General features: G+C 70.8%; 19 protein-coding genes and 3 tRNA genes. 16 read left to right on the top strand and 6 right to left on the bottom strand.

The features are described from left to right. Positions 1-78 precede the first annotated feature (78 nt). The 3 genes from ACWGI6_RS22850 (at position 79) to ACWGI6_RS22860 (ending at position 352) form a co-directional block, all read left to right on the top strand. Positions 79-151 (top strand) — tRNA-Glu (locus ACWGI6_RS22850). Between the two features lie 16 nt (positions 152-167). Then, positions 168-239 (top strand) — tRNA-Gln (locus ACWGI6_RS22855). A gap of 40 nt (positions 240-279) precedes the next feature. Further along, a tRNA-Glu gene (locus ACWGI6_RS22860) sits at positions 280-352 on the top strand. 44 nt (positions 353-396) lie between these two features. Here the strand turns inward: ACWGI6_RS22860 and ACWGI6_RS22865 are convergent. Then, positions 397-1,044 (bottom strand): MerR family transcriptional regulator, encoded by a 648-nt coding sequence (locus ACWGI6_RS22865; RefSeq protein ID WP_453269235.1) that lies wholly within the window; start codon positions 1,042-1,044, stop codon positions 397-399. Positions 1,045-1,122: 78 nt separating this feature from the next. Between ACWGI6_RS22865 and ACWGI6_RS22870 the strand changes: the two genes are divergently transcribed. Next, entirely contained in the window at positions 1,123-1,605 is a 483-nt protein-coding gene (locus ACWGI6_RS22870; RefSeq protein ID WP_453269236.1) for a DUF4188 domain-containing protein, read from the top strand. A 61-nt stretch (positions 1,606-1,666) separates the two neighbouring features. On the opposite strand, the gene ndgR is transcribed toward ACWGI6_RS22870, so the two are convergent. Next, on the bottom strand, positions 1,667-2,383 hold the full coding sequence (gene ndgR / locus ACWGI6_RS22875; RefSeq protein ID WP_030982239.1) for an IclR family transcriptional regulator NdgR: 717 nt from the start codon (positions 2,381-2,383) through the stop codon (positions 1,667-1,669). A gap of 174 nt (positions 2,384-2,557) precedes the next feature. Here ndgR and leuC point away from each other — a divergent pair, with 174 nt between their 5' ends. The 5 genes from leuC (at position 2,558) to ACWGI6_RS22900 (ending at position 6,113) form a co-directional block, all read left to right on the top strand. After that, positions 2,558-4,000 carry a 3-isopropylmalate dehydratase large subunit gene (gene leuC, locus ACWGI6_RS22880; protein WP_453269237.1) on the top strand — a complete coding sequence of 481 codons (1,443 nt, stop codon included), beginning with the start codon at positions 2,558-2,560 and terminating at the stop codon, positions 3,998-4,000. Positions 4,001-4,003: 3 nt separating this feature from the next. After that, complete coding sequence (leuD, locus tag ACWGI6_RS22885) at positions 4,004-4,597, top strand: 3-isopropylmalate dehydratase small subunit (RefSeq protein WP_453269238.1); 594 nt, start codon at positions 4,004-4,006, stop codon at positions 4,595-4,597. Positions 4,598-4,733: 136 nt separating this feature from the next. Then, entirely contained in the window at positions 4,734-4,979 is a 246-nt protein-coding gene (locus ACWGI6_RS22890; RefSeq protein WP_453269239.1) for an SCO5555 family protein, read from the top strand. A gap of 125 nt (positions 4,980-5,104) precedes the next feature. After that, positions 5,105-5,755, top strand: a complete 651-nt coding sequence (locus tag ACWGI6_RS22895; protein ID WP_453269240.1) for an HU family DNA-binding protein — start codon at positions 5,105-5,107, stop codon at positions 5,753-5,755. Positions 5,756-5,909: 154 nt separating this feature from the next. Then, a complete protein-coding gene (locus tag ACWGI6_RS22900) occupies positions 5,910-6,113 on the top strand; it encodes a hypothetical protein (RefSeq protein ID WP_393907196.1) in 204 nt (67 codons plus the stop codon). Here the strand turns inward: ACWGI6_RS22900 and cofC are convergent. Next, positions 6,094-6,819: a 2-phospho-L-lactate guanylyltransferase gene (gene cofC / locus ACWGI6_RS22905; protein WP_453269241.1), complete on the bottom strand. Its 726-nt coding sequence runs from the start codon at positions 6,817-6,819 to the stop codon at positions 6,094-6,096. The genes ACWGI6_RS22900 and cofC overlap by 20 nt on opposite strands. A 140-nt stretch (positions 6,820-6,959) precedes the next feature. Here cofC and ACWGI6_RS22910 point away from each other — a divergent pair, with 140 nt between their 5' ends. The 3 genes from ACWGI6_RS22910 (at position 6,960) to ACWGI6_RS22920 (ending at position 10,100) form a co-directional block, all read left to right on the top strand. Then, entirely contained in the window at positions 6,960-7,826 is an 867-nt protein-coding gene (locus tag ACWGI6_RS22910) for a lysophospholipid acyltransferase family protein (protein ID WP_453269242.1), read from the top strand. Next, positions 7,823-8,824, top strand: coding sequence for an NAD(P)H-dependent glycerol-3-phosphate dehydrogenase (locus ACWGI6_RS22915; protein ID WP_453269243.1), 1,002 nt, complete (start codon positions 7,823-7,825; stop codon positions 8,822-8,824). Before ACWGI6_RS22910 ends, ACWGI6_RS22915 begins: the two co-directional genes overlap by 4 nt. 139 nt (positions 8,825-8,963) lie before the next feature. Continuing rightward, a complete protein-coding gene (locus ACWGI6_RS22920; RefSeq protein WP_453269244.1) occupies positions 8,964-10,100 on the top strand; it encodes a D-alanine--D-alanine ligase family protein in 1,137 nt (378 codons plus the stop codon). Between the two features lie 45 nt (positions 10,101-10,145). Here ACWGI6_RS22920 and ACWGI6_RS22925 read toward each other — a convergent pair whose 3' ends face one another. Both ACWGI6_RS22925 and ACWGI6_RS22930 read right to left on the bottom strand, forming a co-directional pair. Beyond that, positions 10,146-10,625 carry a DUF3515 domain-containing protein gene (locus tag ACWGI6_RS22925; RefSeq protein ID WP_453269245.1) on the bottom strand — a complete coding sequence of 160 codons (480 nt, stop codon included), beginning with the start codon at positions 10,623-10,625 and terminating at the stop codon, positions 10,146-10,148. Positions 10,626-10,646: 21 nt separating this feature from the next. Next, complete coding sequence (locus tag ACWGI6_RS22930; RefSeq protein ID WP_393907202.1) at positions 10,647-10,880, bottom strand: Lrp/AsnC ligand binding domain-containing protein; 234 nt, start codon at positions 10,878-10,880, stop codon at positions 10,647-10,649. 158 nt (positions 10,881-11,038) lie between these two features. Here ACWGI6_RS22930 and ACWGI6_RS22935 point away from each other — a divergent pair, with 158 nt between their 5' ends. Both ACWGI6_RS22935 and thiD read left to right on the top strand, forming a co-directional pair. Continuing rightward, a complete protein-coding gene (locus tag ACWGI6_RS22935) occupies positions 11,039-12,007 on the top strand; it encodes a thiamine-phosphate kinase (RefSeq protein ID WP_380933240.1) in 969 nt (322 codons plus the stop codon). Positions 12,008-12,083: 76 nt separating this feature from the next. Continuing rightward, a complete protein-coding gene (gene thiD, locus ACWGI6_RS22940) occupies positions 12,084-12,902 on the top strand; it encodes a bifunctional hydroxymethylpyrimidine kinase/phosphomethylpyrimidine kinase (protein ID WP_453269246.1) in 819 nt (272 codons plus the stop codon). Positions 12,903-13,034: 132 nt separating this feature from the next. Here thiD and rpmB read toward each other — a convergent pair whose 3' ends face one another. Next, positions 13,035-13,220 (bottom strand): 50S ribosomal protein L28, encoded by a 186-nt coding sequence (gene rpmB, locus ACWGI6_RS22945; RefSeq protein WP_018087178.1) that lies wholly within the window; start codon positions 13,218-13,220, stop codon positions 13,035-13,037. Positions 13,221-13,452: 232 nt separating this feature from the next. On the opposite strand from rpmB, the gene ACWGI6_RS22950 reads away from it, so the two are divergent. Beyond that, positions 13,453-15,096 (top strand): DAK2 domain-containing protein, encoded by a 1,644-nt coding sequence (locus ACWGI6_RS22950; RefSeq protein ID WP_453269247.1) that lies wholly within the window; start codon positions 13,453-13,455, stop codon positions 15,094-15,096. A gap of 76 nt (positions 15,097-15,172) precedes the next feature. After that, a complete protein-coding gene (locus ACWGI6_RS22955; RefSeq protein WP_453269248.1) occupies positions 15,173-18,238 on the top strand; it encodes a helicase-related protein in 3,066 nt (1,021 codons plus the stop codon). The last annotated feature ends 108 nt before the right edge of the window (positions 18,239-18,346 follow it).

Below are 18,346 nucleotides of genomic sequence, written 5' to 3' on the forward strand. Positions count from 1 at the left end.
TCTCCGTCTCCTTCGGGTCGCTCCCGGATGCGACGATGCAGAGCCCACACGACTCCGGTCGTGTGGAGGATCGCTAGGGCCCCCGTTGTGTAGCGGCCTAGCACGCCGCCCTCTCAAGGCGGTAGCGCCGGTTCGAATCCGGTCGGGGGTACTGGTCTAAACCACCATGGGCTATGGTGTAATTGGCAGCACGAGTGATTCTGGTTCATTTAGTCTAGGTTCGAGTCCTGGTAGCCCAGCGCGGTGTGTCCTCGGGACACGACAACTGCAGGAAAACTTGCCCCCGTTGTGTAGCGGCCTAGCACGCCGCCCTCTCAAGGCGGTAGCGCCGGTTCGAATCCGGTCGGGGGTACAAGAAGGAGAAGCCCCCCGCATCATGCGGGGGGCTTCTTCGTGTCAACTGCCGCTGCCGAAGCGCCGGTTGGACTCCTCCGCCGCCGCCAGCCGGCGCAGGCTCAGCAGCACCGGCTCATGGAGCACGGTCAGGGCCACCGCCGCCTCCACCTGCTCCGCCGGGGTCGCGTACTCCTCGACCAGATCCAGGTCGGCGACGGCGAGTTGCGTTGCCTGCTGTCCGTAGGGCAGCAGATGTGCGGTGTCGCAGGCGTAATTCAGGCGGTGCAGCGCGGCGATGGCCGTGACGAGCATCCCGAAGGCGGGGGAACTGTCCGCGATCTCCAGGTTGAAGTGCCAGTCCAGGCGCCGCAGCAGCTCGGCGGCGGTGCGCCGGGCGACGGCCGTCGAGGGGGAGCTCTCGTCGGGCTCCGGGCCGTGGGGGAGAGCCTCCACGGCAATGCCCAGACGGGAGAGCTGGTCCAGGGAGTCGTCCTCGACCGCGGCCACCACCTTCCGCGCGGTGTTCACCGGTATCCGGCCGACCTGGATCAGCGCCCGGACGAGCCGCAGCCGCCGCAGGTGCTCCTCGTCGTACTCGGACTGGGTGGCGGAGATCCGGCGGCCCGGCGGCAGCAGCCGCTCGCGCAGGTAGTACTTGATCGTGGCGGTGGACACCCCGCTGCGTTCACTCAGTTCCGCCAGTCGCATACCTCTTGCGCCTTCCCTTGGAGAGTGTCACTATCCAACCATGGATAGCGATGCTATCCAATGTCGGAGGGGGCCGCCATGAGCGGAAAGCCGGTGCAGGGACGGATGACGACGGACGGCGGCCGGGAGGTGGTGGTCTTCCTCATCGGGATGCGCTTCAACAGCTGGCGCGCGGTGCGCAGTTGGCTTCCGGTGTTCCTGGCCATGCCGCGCATGATCAAGGAGCTGGCCCGGGATCCGGACAGCGGGATGATCGGCTGCCGGCTGCTTCCCGGTCTGCCGAGGAACTTCGCCGTCCTGCAGTACTGGGACTCGAAGGAGAAGCTGTTCGCCTACGCCGCGGACCAGAGTGGCGAGCACCGGCCGGCCTGGGCGGCGTTCAACCGGCGGGCCCGGGAGGGGCGGAACAAGGTCGGCTTCTGGCACGAGACCTACGTCGTCCCGGCGGGCTCGTACGAGAGCATCTACGTCAACATGCCGTCGTTCGGGCTGGGGGAGGCCCTGGGGGCGGTGCCGGTCGGGCGGCGCGGGGAGCGGACCGCGGACCGGATCGCGGCCTGAGTGCCGGGGCGCGGCCCCGTCCTGCCGGTCCGGTGGACGCAGGGCGGGGCCGCGCGCCGTGTCAGCCGGTGCGGCGCAGGCCCTCGGAGAGGCGGGCCGCCGCGTCGATGACCGCCTGGGCGTGCATCCGGCCGGGGTGGCGGGTCAGCCGCTCGATCGGTCCGGAGACCGATACGGAGGCCACCACGCGGTTGGAGGGGCCCCGTACGGGGGCGGAGACCGAGGCCACGCCCGGCTCCCGCTCGCCGATCGACTGGGCCCAGCCGCGGCGCCGTACGCCGGACAGGGCGGTGGCCGTGAAGCGTGCGCCCTGCAGACCGCGGTGCAGCCGCTCGGGCTCCTCCCAGGCCATGAGGATCTGGGCGGCCGAGCCAGCCTTCATGGGGAGCGTGGAGCCGACCGGGACGGTGTCCCGCAGTCCGGACAGCCGTTCCGCCGCCGCCACACAGATCCGCATATCGCCCTGCCGGCGATAGAGCTGGGCGCTCTCGCCCGTCACATCGCGCAGATGCGTGAGCACCGGGCCCGCCGTGGCCAGCAGGCGGTCCTCGCCGGCCGCCGCGGCCAGCTCGGACAGGCGTGGGCCGAGGATGAACCGGCCCTGCATGTCCCTCGCCACCATCCGGTGGTGTTCCAGTGCCACGGCCAGCCGGTGGGCCGTGGGTCGTGCAAGCCCTGTCGCCGCGACCAGCCCGGCGAGGGTGGCCGGACCGGACTCCAGGGCACTCAATACCAGAGCTGCCTTGTCGAGAACGCCGACGCCGCTAGAGTTGTCCATGCAACGATACTCGCGTCTCACACTGTGAAACGCAAGTTCAATTTTCCAGGGAAGTCGTCAATCTGTAGGTGTGGCCCTCTACCAGGGCCCGGCGTAAGGCCCGGCACGGGGATTTCTGCGGGCATCGCGCACAGACGAGAAAGGCCGGCACTGCGGCCGGCCGGAGGGAAAGCGATGGGACGGACACTCGCGGAGAAGGTCTGGGACGACCATGTCGTCCGGCGCGCGGAAGGCGAGCCCGACCTCCTCTTCATCGATCTCCACCTGCTGCACGAGGTCACCAGCCCGCAGGCGTTCGACGGCCTCCGTAAGGCCGGCCGTCAGGTGCGCCGTACGGACCTGACCATCGCCACCGAGGACCACAACACCCCCACCCTCGACATCGACAAGCCGATCGCCGACCCGGTCTCGCGCACCCAGCTGGAGACGCTGCGCAAGAACTGTGCGGAGTTCGGCGTCCGACTGCACCCGCTGGGCGACGTCGAGCAGGGCGTTGTCCACGTCGTGGGACCACAGTTGGGACTGACCCAGCCCGGCACCACCGTGGTCTGCGGTGACAGCCACACCTCCACCCACGGAGCCTTCGGCGCGCTGGCGTTCGGCATCGGCACCAGCCAGGTCGAGCACGTCCTGGCCACCCAGACACTGCCCCTGGCGCCCTTCAAGACCATGGCGATCACGGTCGACGGCGAGCTGCCCGAGGGTGTGACGGCCAAGGACCTCATCCTGGCGATCATCGCCAGGATCGGCACCGGCGGCGGCCAGGGCTACGTCCTGGAGTACCGCGGCCCGGCCATCGAGAAACTGTCGATGGAAGCCCGGATGACCATCTGCAACATGTCGATCGAGGCGGGCGCGCGGGCCGGCATGATCGCCCCCGACAAGACCACCTTCGACTACCTGCAGGGCCGCGACCACGCTCCCCAGGACGAGGACTGGGACGCCGCGGTCGCCTACTGGAAGACGCTGCGCACCGACGACGACGCGGTCTTCGACGCCGAGGTGCACATCGATGCCTCCGCGCTGGCGCCGTTCGTCACCTGGGGCACCAACCCCGGCCAGGGCGCGCCGCTTTCGGCGCAGGTCCCCGACCCGGCTTCGTACGAGGACGCCTCGGAGCGCTACGCCGCCGAAAAGGCCCTGGAGTACATGGGGTTGACGGCGGGTCAGCCGCTGCGCGAGATCAACGTGGACACCGTCTTCGTAGGTTCGTGCACCAACGGCCGTATCGAGGACCTGCGCTCCGCGGCCTCGATCCTGGAGGGCCGCAAGGTCGCCGACGGCGTACGGATGCTGATCGTTCCCGGCTCGGTCCGGGTCTCCCTGGAGGCCGTCGCCGAGGGTCTGGACAAGGTCTTCACCGCGGCGGGCGCCGAATGGCGGCACGCGGGCTGCTCGATGTGCCTGGGCATGAACCCCGACCAGCTGGCGCCCGGTGAGCGCTCCGCGTCCACCTCGAACCGCAACTTCGAGGGCCGGCAGGGCAAGGGCGGTCGTACCCACCTGGTCTCGCCGCAGGTTGCCGCCGCAACAGCGGTTCTCGGCCATCTGGCCTCACCGGCCGACCTGGCCTCAACGGCCGGCCAGTCCGACGTCGCCACGCCCGCGGGAGTCTGAACCATGGAAGCTTTCACCACCCACACCGGCCGGGCCGTCCCGCTGCGCCGCAGCAATGTCGACACCGACCAGATCATCCCTGCTCACTGGCTGAAGAAGGTCACCCGCGACGGTTTTGAGGACGGGCTGTTCGAGGCCTGGCGCAAGGACCCGCAGTTCGTCCTCAACCAGGAGCAGTACAACGGCGCCACGGTGCTGGTCGCCGGCCCCGACTTCGGTACCGGCTCCTCGCGTGAACACGCCGTATGGGCGCTGCAGAACTACGGCTTCAAGGCCGTCATCTCCTCGCGGTTCGCGGACATCTTCCGCGGTAACTCCCTCAAGAACGGTCTGCTGACGGTGGTCCTGCCGCAGGAGACCGTGGACCGGCTGCAGCAGCTGGTGGAGGCCGACCCGGCCGCCGAGGTGACCGTTGACCTGGTCGGCAGGCAGGTTCGCGCCGAGGGCGTGACCGCCGACTTCGAGCTGGACGAGAACGCCCGTTGGCGGCTGCTGGAGGGGCTGGACGACATCAGCCTCACCCTTCGGGAGGAGTCGTCCATCGTGGAGTACGAGGCGAACAGGCCGCCGTTCAAGCCGCGTACCATCGAGGCCTGACCTCGGGTTTTATGGCTCAAAGCTATATTGCGTACGATGCGCCCCCTGTGCAGTTGGCAGGGGGCGCATCTGCTTGTGCAGGCGGCTGTTGAGGCCCCGTGAAGCGACAACTCGGCGCAGATGGCACAATTAGCGCATGGAACGCGACGACCAACTCGAGCTCTACGGTCTCGTCGCCGACCGGCTCAAGGACGCACATACAAGAGTGCGCACACTGCAAGTCCCGGAGGGCGTACGGATGGCGCTGACCCGGAAGCTGCTCGTCATCACGGCCGCGGCTAAACACGATCTTGCGGACGCGGCAAGGCGTCTGGAGTGGTTCATGGAAGACCTCGACGAAGGTCGTTATCCCCAAGATGTGCGTGCCGACGGAAGTCCGTGAAGGTCGACTTCGTTGCGGCACAAGGGTGATTAGCCCGTTTCGTGTTTGATTTGCGGTATATATCTGCCTAACGTGCGAAAAAGCTTGGAAACTTTCCTTCCAGCAATGTCTCCGAAGGGGAAGACGTGAACAAGGCGCAGCTCGTAGAAGCCATTGCCGACAAGCTCGGCGGCCGCCAGAACGCCGCGGACGCGGTGGACGCCGTACTGGACGCAATCGTCCGTTCCGTGGTCACCGGCGACCGTGTTTCGGTCACCGGATTCGGTTCGTTCGAGAAGGTCGACCGCCCGGCCCGCTACGCCCGCAACCCGCAGACGGGTGAGCGCGTACGGGTCAAGAAGACCTCCGTGCCGCGTTTCCGCGCCGGTCAGGGCTTCAAGGACCTGGTGAGCGGCTCGAAGAAGCTCCCCAAGGGCGGAGAAGTCTCCGTCAAGAAGGCCCCCAAGGGCAGCCTCTCCGGTGGCACCGCCATCAAGAAGGCCGCCGCCAAGAAGGCCACCGCCAAGAAGTCCGCCGCGAAGAAGGCGACGGCGAAGAAGGCGACGGCGAAGAAGACCACCGCGGCGAAGAAGGCCACCGCGAAGAAGACGACGGCGAAGAAGACCGCCACGAAGGCCACCGCCAAGAAGGCGGCCCCGGCCAAGAAGACCGCCACGAAGAAGGCCACGGCGAAGAAGACCGCCCCCGCCAAGAAGGCGACCGCGAAGAAGGCCCCCGCGAAGAAGGCCACCGCGCGCAAGACCACCGCCAAGAAGACCACCGCACGCAAGCGGTAATTCAGCAGCGGCGACGCCACGCGTCGGGCCGGTCTCCCTTCGGGGAGCCCGGCCCGCGGTGCGTCCGGGGCCACCCGGACGGGCAGGCCCCGAGTCCCTTGTGGCCCACGGGCGGACGAAGGGGCCCGGGACCTCCTCGTCTAGGCTCTCTCCCATGCAGGCCACCGCGTATACGTACGACTCCGAGACCCGCTCCGGCAGTGTGCTGCTGGACGACGGCACCCCGCTGCCCTTCGACGCGGCGGCCTTCGACGCCGGCGGTCTGTTGCTGCTGCGGCCCGGTCAGCGGGTCCGAATCGACGTCACCGGCGAAGGGGACGACCGGCATATCGCCCTGGTCACCCTCCAGACGCTCTGACCTGCGGCGGCAGCAGCCGCGGGGATCCGTCCGGGGTATCGCTCCCCGCAGCCGCTCCGCCCGCCAGATACGGCGCCTGGAGCGCCGTGTGCGGGCCCACGCCCAGCGCCAGCGCGGCCAGCAGATCCTCGCCGGTGTCCACGTCCCGGCGTACCGACGGCACCCCGGGCGCGGTGATCTCCCGGGCCCCGGATGCCAGGTGACGGGCCCGGGACGCTCCTCCGAATGCCGGTTCCAATTCCACTCCGGAAGTCGCGGTCAGAAGTGTTGTCCCGATATCCGCCGCATCCGCGAGAAATGCACGGGGAAATTGCGAAGCGGAATGGAGCACCAGTTCCAGCTCGGCGGGGCGCAGCGCCGGAAGGTCGGCGTTCAGTGCGGCGACCGCCGCGCCCGGGCGACGCGCCCGGACCGCGCCCGCTCCATGGACCAGGGCCGCGTTGAGTCCGCGGGCCGGTGTGTCGGGCACGATGCGCGCTCCCAGCGCCGCCAGGCGCTCACCGGCGCGCTGATCGTCCGTGACAACCGCCACATCCCGGACGTCCTTGCAGGCCAGCGCCGCTGTCACGGTATCCAGGGCGAAGGCGAGGGCCAGCCGGGGCCGGAACTCCTCACCGGCGGCCGGGGAGAGCCTGCTCTTGGCCCGCACCAGCGGTTTCAGCGGCACCACCAGGCTCCAGCCCACATCCGCTCCCTCTCTACGCATCGGCGCCATTCTCACCTGCTGCCGCCGCTCTCCGGGAGCGTCGGGGTTACGGTGTCCTCGACATAGCGGGTACCTGGGGCGACACTTGTGCGGCTGCCGGCCCGCAGCAGCTTTGCAGGTCCCACAAGGAGGGTGTCCCAGTGTCCCGCCGCAGAATCGGCTTCTGGTACCGCTTGGCCGCGGTCATCTGCAAACCGCCGCTCTTGGTTCTGTTCAAGCGGGACTGGCTGGGAATGGAGCACATTCCGGCCGACGGCGGTTTTATCACCGCGGTCAACCACAACTCGTATCTTGATCCGCTCTCCTATGCGCACTATCAGTACAACACCGGGCGGGTCCCCCGATTCCTCGCCAAGGCCGGACTCTTCAAGAGCGGCTTTGTCGGCCTGATGATGCGCGGCACCGGACAGATCCCCGTGTACCGGGAAACCACCGACGCCGCGACCGCGTTCCGCGCCGCCGTCAGCGCCATCGAGAAGGGCGAATGCGTCGCCTTCTACCCCGAGGGCACCCTCACCCGCGACCCCGAGCTGTGGCCCATGCAGGGCAAGACCGGTGCCGCCCGGGTGGCGTTGCTGACCAAGGCGCCGGTCATTCCCGTCGCGCAGTGGGGCGCCAATGACGCGATGCCGCCGTACGCCAAGGAGAAGAAGCTCCGCCTCCTTCCGCGCAAGACGCTGCGGGTGAAGGCAGGGCCGCCGGTCGACTTGAGCGCGTACTACGGCCAGGAACCGACCGCCGAGGTGCTGCGCGCCGTCACCGACGTCATCATGACCGCGATCACCGAGCAGCTGGCCGACCTGCGCGGCGAGCCCGCGCCGTCCGAACCGTACGACTGGCGCAAGGCGATCGCCCGGGAACGCCGCGCCGCCCGGGAGGCCGCCAAGTCCGGCCAGGGCGCCACGGCGGCCAAGGCCCCCGCGGAGCCGGCCGTCGCCACCGAACCGGCCGTCGGCCCGCAGCAGGCCCGAAGCACCCAGCAGGCACAGGAGGATGAAAGCAAGTGACGCGCTGCGCCGTCTACGGCACGGGGTCCTGGGGTACCGCCTTCGCGATGGTGCTCGCCGACGCGGGATGCGAGGTGACCCTGTGGGGACGCCGTACGGCCCTGGTCGACGCCATCAACAACGGCCGTACGAACCCTGACTATCTGCCGGGGGTCGAGCTCCCCGCGTCCGTACGGGCCACCACCGACCCGGCGGAAGCGGCGCGCGGCGCGGAGTTCGCCGTACTGGCCGTTCCCGCCCAGACGCTGCGCGGCAATCTCGCCGAATGGGCGCCCCTGCTGCCCGACGGGACGGTCCTGGTCTCCCTGATGAAGGGCGTCGAACTGGGCACGGCCAAGCGCATGAGCGAGGTCATCGAGGAGGTCGCCAAGGTCCCCGCGGAGCGCGTCGCGGTGCTGACCGGCCCCAACCTCGCCAAGGAGATCGCCGCCCGGCAGCCGGCCGCCGCGGTCGTCGCGTGCGCCGATGAGGCGGTCGCCCAGCGGTTCCAGACCGCCTGCCACACCGCGTACTTCCGCCCGTACACCAACACCGACGTGGTGGGCTGTGAACTGGGCGGCGCGGTCAAGAACGTCATCGCGCTCGCCGTCGGCATCGCCACCGGCATGGGCCTGGGCGACAACGCCAAGGCATCCCTGATCACCCGCGGTCTGGCCGAGACCACCCGGCTCGGCCTCGTCATGGGCGCCGACGCGCACACCTTCGCCGGGCTGGCCGGCATGGGCGACCTCGTCGCCACCTGCTCCTCGCCGCTGTCGCGCAACAACACCTTCGGCACCAACCTCGGCCGCGGAATGACGCTCCAGGAGACCATCGCGGTCACCAAGCAGACCGCCGAGGGCGTCAAGTCCTGCGAATCCGTACTGGATCTGGCCCGCAGGCACGGCATCGACATGCCGCTCACCGAGACGGTCGTGGAGATCGTCCACGAGGGCAAGCCGCCGATGGTCGCCCTCAAGGAGCTGATGTCGCGCAGCGCCAAGTCCGAACGGCACTGAAACCGGGGCCGAAGCGTCCGACCGGCACCTTTGCGTCAGGAGGCGTGGCCCCCGGCACCCCGGAGGGCGTCGGCGCGGCACCACCAACGGCCGCCGCAGCACTGACTCCGCGCCGGTCAGCAGGTACCCTCAACCCGATATGAGCAGCGAGACCTCCCCACACAAGCCCCGCGTCGCCGTCGTGTTCGGCGGCCGCAGCTCCGAGCACGCCATCTCCGTACTCACGGCCGGCGCCGTGCTGCGCGCCATCGACCGCGACAAGTACGACGTGCTGCCCATCGGCATCACCACCGACGGCCGCTGGGCGCTGACCACCGACGACCCCGATCGGATGGCCATCGCGGACCGGCAGCTGCCCTCGGTGGCCGCGCTCGCCGAGTCCACCGAGGGCGGCGTGGTACTTCCCGTCGACCCCACCAACCGCGAGGTCGTCTACAGCGAACCGGGCTCGGTCCCCAAGGCGCTGGGCGAGGTCGACGTCGTCTTCCCCGTGCTGCACGGCCCCTACGGCGAGGACGGCACCCTGCAGGGCCTGCTGGAGCTCTCCGGTGTGCCCTACGTCGGCTCGGGCGTCCTCGCCTCCGCCGTCGGCCAGGACAAGGACTACATGAAGCGGGTGTTCACCTCCTTCGGGCTGCCGGTCGGCCCGTACGAGGTCATCCGCCCCCGTGAGTGGGAAAAGGATCCCGCAGCCGCCCGCAGGAAGATCGTGGACTTCGCCGGCGAGCACGGCTGGCCGCTCTTCGTGAAGCCCGCCCGGGCCGGCTCGTCCATGGGCATCACCAAGGTCGACGACCTCGGCGGCCTGGACGAGGCGATCGAGGAGGCCCGGCTGCACGACCCCAAGATCCTCGTGGAGTCGCTGCTGCGCGGCCGCGAGATCGAGTGCGGGGTGCTGGAGTTCGAGGAGGGCCCGCGGGCCAGCGTGCCGGCCGAGATCCCGCCCGTCACCGCGCACGACTTCTACGACTTCGAGGCCAAGTACATCGACTCGGCCGACGGGATCGTGCCGGCGCCGCTGAGCGCCGAACAGACCGCGAAGGTCCAGGAGCTGGCCGTCGCGGCCTTCGATGCGGCGTCCTGCGAGGGCCTGGTGCGCGCGGACTTCTTCCTGCAGGACAACGGCGAGTTCGTGATCAACGAGATCAACACGCTGCCCGGATTCACGCCCATCTCGATGTACCCGCGGATGTGGCAGGAGAGCGGTGTGAGCTACCCGGAGTTGATCGACCGGCTCCTGCAGGCCGCCCTGCAGCGCTCCACGGGTCTGCGCTGAGCACTGCCCGCCCCGGCGGCCGGTCCGTCCCCTGCGGGACGGTTCCTAGACCCCGGCGGGAACGGTCTTCTTCACGGCGCCCCCGAGGTCGGTGAGCACATCGACCTCGGGGGCGTACTTCCCGGGAACGGTCACCTCGACGAAGGCCTTCCGCAGCACCGTCGTGAAGCGATAGCCGTCGTCCTGTTTCTCAAAGAGCCATTCGACCCCATTGACTTCCGCCGCGTCGGCGTTGGGGTTGTAATGTTCACTCCCGTACGTCAGGACATCGGGCTTCGGCACCCCGCAGCGCAGTTTCACGGCAGGATCGCCCCATATGGCAGTGAAGTCGGAGACGGGCTCGGGAGTACCCCGCTTCAGCCCGTCCACGGTCTGCGGCAACTCCTTGTGGAGCGCCTTGCAGTACCGCGCCGCTGCACCCTCGGGGGAGGGTACGGCCATGTCTTCGGAAGAGGAGCAGCTCACCGCGGCGAACAGCACGGTGAGTACCGGGAGGGCCAGGTACCGGCGGCGCGTAGGGATCACCCGGCCGAGGATACGGGGGAGCTAAATATGCACGACCGGGCAGGTAAGGGTGCGCGTGATGCCATCCACTTGCTGGACCTTCGCGACCACCATGCGGCCGAGCTCGTCGACCGTGTCGGCCTGAGCGCGCACGATGACGTCATAGGGACCGGTCACGTCCTCGGCCTGCAGCACGCCATGGATCGTGGAGATCACCTCAGCTACCGCCGAGGCCTTGCCGACCTCGGTCTGGATCAGGATGTAGGCCTGTACCACGGAACCTCCAGGGCGGCTACGAGGATCATGTGGGAAGAAGGGACGCCACGGTACCGCGTCACCGAGCGGAGCGGGGAGACCCGCGCGGTGAACACGGCGAGTGCGGCACAGTCGTCAGCCACGTACGGACCGTCCGTACACATGGGAAGGGCAACAGCATGAAGGGCACCGTGGGCGAGCTGGGGGAGTTCGGGCTGATCAGGGAGCTCACCTCCCGGCTCACCACCACTCCGGCCGTACGGATCGGGCCGGGTGACGACGCCGCGGTGGTCACCGCGCCGGACCGGAGGGTGGTCGCCAGCACCGACATCCTCCTGGAGGGCCGGCACTTCAGGCGCGACTGGTCCACCGCCTACGACGTCGGCCGCAAGGCCGCCGCGCAGAACCTCGCCGACATCGCGGCGATGGGCGCGGTGCCCACGGCGATCCTGCTCGGCCTGGTCGTGCCCGCTGAGCTCCCCGCGACCTGGCCGACCGAGCTGATGGACGGGCTGCGCGACGAGTGCCAGGTGGCCGGTGCCGCGGTCGTCGGCGGAGACGTCGTGCGCGGCGACACCATCACCGTCGCCATCACCGCGCTCGGCGATCTGCGCAACCAGGAACCGGTCACCCGGGCCGGTGCCCAGCCCGGCGACGTGGTCGCGGTGACCGGCTGGCTCGGCTGGTCCGCCGCCGGGCATGCCGTCCTCTCCCGCGGATTCCGCTCGCCGCGCGCCTTCGTGGAGGCCCACCGCCGCCCCGAGCCGCCTTACCACGCGGGTCCGGCGGCCGCCGGGCTCGGCGCCACCGCCATGACGGACGTCAGCGACGGACTGGTCGCCGATCTCGGGCACATCGCCGAGGCCAGCAAGGTCCGGATCGATCTGCGGTCCGCCGGTATCGACATCCCCTCGCAGATGTCCGACATCGGCACGGCCGTGGGCGTGGACCCCATGCAGTGGGTGCTCAACGGCGGCGAGGACCACGCGATCGTCGCGACCTTCCCGCCCGATGTGAAGCTGCCCGCCCGGTGGAAGGTCATCGGCGAGGTGCTCAACCCCTCCGCGCTGCCCCAGGTGACGGTGGACGGCGCCCCCTGGGCGAAGGCCGGCTGGGACCACTTCGGCGACAACGGGGACGCCGGATAGGCCCGGTACGGGCCACCGGCGACGCCGGTACGGGCACCCGCAGGACCGCGGGGTGCCGCCGAGTAGATTCGGCGGTATGCACATACCTCCACGCGTCCTCACCATCGCCGGGTCCGATTCCGGCGGCGGCGCGGGCATCCAGGCCGACCTGAAGACGATGCTGGCGCTCGGCACCCACGGCATGAGCGTGCTCACCGCCGTCACCGCCCAGAACTCCCTGGGCGTACAGGGCGCGTGGGAGCTGCCGGCCGAGGCCGTACGGGCCCAGTTCCGCAGCGTCGTCGACGACATCGGCGTGCAGGCGGTGAAAACCGGGATGCTCTCCTCGGCCGAACTCGTCGAGACCGTCGCCGAGCTGCTCGCCGGACTGCGGGTACCGGTCGTCATCGACCCCGTGGGCGTCTCCAAGCACGGCGATGCGCTCCTCGCCGCCACCGCTCTGGACGCGGTCCGCACCACGCTGCTGCCGACGGCCACCGTCGCCACCCCCAACCTGGACGAGGTCGCGCAGCTGACCGGTATCCGCGTCGAGGAGGAGGCCGGTATGCGGCGGGCGGCCGCCGCGATCCTGGACTTCGGTCCGCGCTGGGCGCTGATCAAGGGCGGCCATCTGACGGCCGGGCACGACGGCACCGAGAACAGCGCCGTCGATCTGCTCACCGACGGCACCGAGGAGCACTGGCTGCGCGCCCCCCGCCACGACAACCGGCACACCCACGGCACCGGCTGCACCCTCGCCAGCGCGCTCGCCGCGCAGCTCGCCAAGGGGGACGCCGTCCCGCAGGCCGCCGCGGCGGCGAAGGACTATGTCACCGGCGCCCTCGCGGCCGGCTTCCGGCTGGGCGCGGGCATCGGCCCCGTGGACCACGGCTGGCGCTGGCGCGGCACGCACTGACCGCGCGCACCGCGGCCGCACGGCCGGGCGAAGCAGCCGCTGCGCCCGGCCCCGGGAACGGCAGAAGCCGGTCCACCACGAAGGGGGACCGGCTTCTCAAGCAACCGGCTGGGCTGCGCTACGGCTAAGACGTCAGCGCGAGACCTTGCCGGCCTTGATGCACGAGGTGCAGGCGTTGAGCCGCTTCGGCGTGCGCCCGATCACTGCACGCACCGTCTGGATGTTGGGGTTCCAACGACGGTTGGTACGGCGATGCGAGTGCGAGACACTCTTGCCGAAGCCCGGCCCCTTGCCGCAGACGTCGCAGTTGGCAGCCACGGGTCACTCCAAAGACTTCAGATGCACTTACGGTGAAATCCCGACGAGCCGAGTGCATTGCCCGAACGGCACCGTCAGGAGAGGAATGGCCCGATTCTCATCGGGCAACCGGAGCAGCATACAACGGCCGCTCCCGTAGAACGAAACTACCACGCACCCCCGGCCCCCCGACCCGGCCCCGCCCCCGGAGCGCGGCTACTGTGCGGTGCATCCCGCGACCCAGGAGGACGACGTGCCGTACCCGCTCGACGCCGCCGCGGTCCGCTCCTGGTGCGGGCTGGCGCTGGAGGCGCTCGGACGGGAACGCGAGCGGATCGACGCGATCAACGTCTACCCGGTGGCCGACGGCGATACCGGCACCAACCTCTATCTGACCCTCGAATCGGCCGCCCGCGCGGTCGAGGCCGCCTTCGACGGGCACGCCTCGGCCGGCACCGCACCCCGCCTCGCGGACGCCATCGGCGCCATGGCACACGGCGCCCTCATCGGGGCGCGCGGCAACTCCGGCACGATCGTGGCGCAGCTGCTGCGCGGGATGACCGAGGTGCTGGCCGCCACCGACGGCTCCCCCGACGCCCTGCGGCGGGCGCTGCGCCGGGCCGCCGCATCGACCTACGAGGCGGTCGCCCACCCCGTGGAGGGCACCGTCCTGACGGTGGCGACCGCCGCCGCCGATGCCGCGGAACGGGCCGCGGGCGAGGACGCCGGGGCCGCCGAGGTCGCCCGCGCCGCCCACGAGGGCGCCCGCACCGCCCTGCAGGCGACCCCCGGGCAGCTCGCGGTCCTGGGCCGGGCCGGTGTCGTGGACGCCGGCGGCTGCGGACTCGTCGCCCTGCTGGGCGCGCTCGCCGATGTGCTGTCCGGGGAGGTCTCGGCGGCACCGGTCGCCGTACGCGCCGACGCCCCGCTCCCCGAGGCGGCCGGCTGCGAGGTCGCGGGCCGGGTGACGGCGAACGGCTGCGGGGACCCGGACGGACCCGCCTTCGAGGTGATCTACCTGCTGGAGGCCGACGACACCGCTGTGGCGCGGCTGCGGGCCCGGCTCGACGGACTCGGTGACTCCCTGGTGGTGGTCGGCGGGGACGGCCTGTGGAACGTCCACGTCCATGTCGACGACGCGGGCGCCGCCGTGGAGGCCGGCATCGAGGCGGGCCGCCCGTACCGGATCCGCATCACGCACTTCGGCGGTGCCCGCACCAAGGAGCCGGCGATGACGGCGCGGGGCGTGGTCACGGTGGTGCCGGGCGCCGGGCTCGCCGGGCTGTGTGCACAGGCCGGTGCGACCCCCGTCCCGGTACGTCCCGGGGAGCCACCCGCCAGCGGCGAACTGGTGCAGGCGATCCGGCAGGCGCACGCCCGTGAGGTGATGCTGCTGCCGAACGACCACGACCTGCGGCACACCGCGGCGGCCGCCGCCGAACAGGCCCGCACCGAAGGCGTACGGGTCGCGCTCATCCCCACCCGCTCCGCCGTCCAGGGCCTCGCGGCGCTGGCCGTGCACGAACCGGGCCGCAGCTTCGACGAGGACGTGGTCGCGATGACCGCGGCCGCGGGCGCCACCCGGTACGCCGAGCTGGCCCTCGCCGAGCGGCAGTCGTGGACGATGGCCGGCGTCTGCCAGGCCGGGGACGTCCTCGGCCTGATCGACGGCGATGTCGCGGTGATCGGCTCCGACCTCACCGGCACCGCGATGACCGTGCTCGACCGGATGCTGTCCGCGGGCGGGGAGATGGTGACCCTGGTCCTCGGCGCGGAGGCGCCCGACGGGCTCGCCGAGCGGCTGGCGGGCCATGTCCGCGAGCGTCATCTCGCCGTGGACACCGTCGTCTACGACGGCGGTCAGTACGCTGCGCCGCTGCTCATCGGCGTGGAGTGAGCGCGCGGCACCGGCGTGAGCGCGCCGGGCCGGTGAGACGGCCGCGATTGTCACAGGCGTGGTGTGCAATAGATGCGTGGCAGCGCTCGACGAACCTCTGAAGAAAATCCTCGGTGGCACCACCGCGAAGGTGCTGGCCGAGCATCTCGACCTGCATACGGTCGGCGACCTGTTGCACCACTATCCGCGCCGCTATGCCGAGCGCGGCGAACTGACCCGGCTCGCGGACCTCCCGCTGGACGAACATGTCACGGTCGTCGCACAGGTCGCGGATTCCCGGGTGCTGAAATTCAACGGCGGCCGGGGACAGCGCCTCGAAGTGACGCTCACCGACGGCAGCGGCCGGCTCCGGCTGGTCTTCTTCGGCAAGGGCATTCACAAGCCCCATAAGGACCTGCTCCCCGGGCGCCGGGCGATGTTCGCCGGCAAGGTGTCGGTCTTCAACCGCAAACTGCAGCTCGCGCACCCCGAATACGAGCTCCTGGACGGCGACGCCGAGGACGGGGCCGATGCGGTCAGCGCCTTCGCCGGCCAGCTCCTGCCGATCTACCCGGCCTGCCAGCAGATGGCGTCCTGGAAGATCGCCAAGGCGGTCGACGCGGTGCTGCCCAGCGCGCAGGACGCCGTCGATCCGCTGCCCGAAGCGCTCCGGGAGGGCCGGGAGCTGGTCCCGCTCACCGAGGCGCTGCTCAAGGTCCACCGTCCGGCGAGCAAGGCCGATATCGCCGCCGCGCGGGACCGGCTGAAGTGGGACGAGGCGTTCGTCCTGCAGGTCGCGCTCGCCCGGCGCCGCCTCGCCGAGACCCAACTCCCCGCCGTGGCGCGGACCTTGGCCACGGGCGGCATCCTCGACGCCTTCGACGCCAAGCTGCCCTTCACGCTCACCGACGGCCAGCAGAAGGTCAGCCGGGAGATCTTCGACGAGCTGGCGACCGAGCACCCCATGCACCGCCTCCTCCAGGGCGAGGTGGGCTCCGGCAAGGCCCAGCCGCTGGATGCGCTCGTGCTGACGCCGCGCGGCTTCCGGCCCATGGGGGAGATGACCGTCGGCACGGAAGTGGTGGTGCCGAGCGGGGAGCGGGCCGTGGTGGACGGCGTCTTCCCGCAGGGGGAGCGGGAGGTGTGGCGGCTGGTGCTGTCCGACGGGAGCACCGTCGAGTGCGATGACGAGCATCTGTGGATCGTCGGAACCGACGATGCCCGGGAGCGGGTGCTGACCACACGCGAGCTGCGCGGCGACCTCTGCGGCCCCGACGGCCACCCCCGGTGGTCCATCGCGGCGGCCACCCCGGTGGATCTCGACGACGGCGGGAACCGCCCGCTCGATCCGTATCGGGTGGGGCGGGCGTTGGGCGGGGGCGATCGGCTCCCCGGTGCGGAAGCGGATCTCGACGGGGCGACGGCCGGTGCGCTGCGCGGGCGCCGGGTGCCCCACGCCTACCGCAACGCACCGCTCAAGGAGCGCCTGGCCGTGCTGCAGGGGCTGATGGACGCGGGGGGCGAGCGCGGGGCGGCCGGTGCGGCGTTCCGCGCGGCGCCCGCCCCGCTGGCCGGCGATCTTGCCTGGCTGGTGCGCTCCCTGGGCGGCCATGCCCGGCAGCGGCCCGTGGGGGACGGCGGATACGACGTATCCGTGGCGCTGCCCGCTGCCTGCGACCTGTTCCGCGAGGCGGCGACCGACGGTGCCGCGCGGCCGGCCGGCGCCGAGGACTTCCGGCGCACCATCCGGGCCATCGAGTACGTCGGCCGCAAGCCCGTCCAGTGCATCAGCGTCCGGCACCCCGGCCACGCCTATGTGACCGACCACTTCACCGTCACCCACAACACCATGGTCGCGCTGCGCGCCATGCTCGGTGTGGTCGACAGCGGCGGCCAGGCCGCGATGCTGGCGCCGACCGAGGTCCTCGCCCAGCAGCACCACCGCTCGATCACCGAGATGATGGGGGAGCTGGCCGAGGGCGGGATGCTCGGCGGCGCGGAGAAGGGCACCAAGGTGGTGCTGCTGACCGGCTCCATGGGCGCCGCCGCCCGCCGGCAGGCGCTGCTCGATCTGGTCACCGGCGAGGCCGGGATCGTCGTCGGCACCCACGCCCTGATCGAGGACAAGGTGCAGTTCCACGACCTGGGCCTGGTCGTCGTCGACGAACAGCACCGCTTCGGCGTCGAGCAGCGGGACGCGCTGCGCGGCAAGGGCAAGCAGCCGCCGCATCTCCTGGTCATGACGGCGACCCCGATTCCCCGCACGGTCGCCATGACCGTCTTCGGTGATCTGGAGACCTCCGTCCTGGACCAACTCCCCGCCGGGCGCTCGCCGATCGCCACCCATGTGGTGCCCGCCAAGGACAAACCGCACTTCCTCGCGCGTGCCTGGGAGCGGGTCCGCGAAGAGGTGGAGGCCGGGCATCAGGGCTATGTGGTGTGCCCCCGGATCGGCGACGAGGAGGAAGCGCCCAAGGGGGCGAAGAAGACGGCCGGCTCCAAGGGGGCCGCGGACAAGGCGAGTTCGCCGGAGGACGCGGAGGAGAAGCGCCCGCCGCTCGCGGTGCTCGATATCGCCGGGCAGCTCACCGAGGGGCCGCTCGCCGGGCTGCGGGTGGCGGTGCTGCACGGCCGGATGGCGCCGGATGACAAGGATGAGGTAATGCGCCGGTTCGCCGCCGGCGAGCTGGATGTGCTGGTGGCCACGACCGTCATCGAGGTCGGGGTGAACGTCCCGAACGCCACCGCCATGGTGATCATGGACGCGGACCGCTTCGGTGTCTCCCAGCTGCACCAGCTGCGCGGCCGGGTCGGCCGTGGCTCGGCTGCCGGGCTGTGTCTGCTGGTCAGCGAGATGCCCGAGGCGAGCCCGGCCCGCGCCCGGCTCGCCGCCGTGGCCGCCACCCTCGACGGCTTCGAACTCTCCCGTATCGACCTGGAACAGCGGCGCGAGGGCGATGTCCTCGGCCAGGCGCAGTCCGGCGTCCGCTCGTCGCTGCGGATGCTCGCGGTCATCGACGACGAGGAGGTGATCGCGGCCGCCCGCGAGGAGGCCACCGCGCTGGTCACCGCCGATCCCGAGCTGACCGGATACCCCGAGCTGCGGATCGCCCTTTCCGCCCTGCTGGACGAGGAACGGGAGCAGTATCTGGACAAGGGGTGAGCGGGTGCCGCGGCCCTCTCCGGGGCGCGGCCGGCGGGGGCCCGGCCGCCCGGCCACGGCTCAAGGCCCCCCGCCGCCACGTGAGATCGATCACCACTCGGTGCGCTT

The sequence above is a fragment of the Streptomyces sp. NPDC054786 genome (genome assembly GCF_053611685.1).

Coding starts and splice junctions, on each gene's coding strand:
- ACWGI6_RS22865 (WP_453269235.1), bottom strand. CDS start 1,044: ATGCGACTGGCGGAACTGAGTGAACGCAGCGGGGTGTCCACCGCCACG.
- ACWGI6_RS22870 (WP_453269236.1), top strand. CDS start 1,123: ATGAGCGGAAAGCCGGTGCAGGGACGGATGACGACGGACGGCGGCCGG.
- ndgR (WP_030982239.1), bottom strand. CDS start 2,383: ATGGACAACTCTAGCGGCGTCGGCGTTCTCGACAAGGCAGCTCTGGTA.
- leuC (WP_453269237.1), top strand. CDS start 2,558: ATGGGACGGACACTCGCGGAGAAGGTCTGGGACGACCATGTCGTCCGG.
- leuD (WP_453269238.1), top strand. CDS start 4,004: ATGGAAGCTTTCACCACCCACACCGGCCGGGCCGTCCCGCTGCGCCGC.
- ACWGI6_RS22890 (WP_453269239.1), top strand. CDS start 4,734: ATGGAACGCGACGACCAACTCGAGCTCTACGGTCTCGTCGCCGACCGG.
- ACWGI6_RS22900 (WP_393907196.1), top strand. CDS start 5,910: ATGCAGGCCACCGCGTATACGTACGACTCCGAGACCCGCTCCGGCAGT.
- cofC (WP_453269241.1), bottom strand. CDS start 6,819: ATGCGTAGAGAGGGAGCGGATGTGGGCTGGAGCCTGGTGGTGCCGCTG.
- ACWGI6_RS22920 (WP_453269244.1), top strand. CDS start 8,964: ATGAGCAGCGAGACCTCCCCACACAAGCCCCGCGTCGCCGTCGTGTTC.
- ACWGI6_RS22935 (WP_380933240.1), top strand. CDS start 11,039: ATGAAGGGCACCGTGGGCGAGCTGGGGGAGTTCGGGCTGATCAGGGAG.
- thiD (WP_453269246.1), top strand. CDS start 12,084: ATGCACATACCTCCACGCGTCCTCACCATCGCCGGGTCCGATTCCGGC.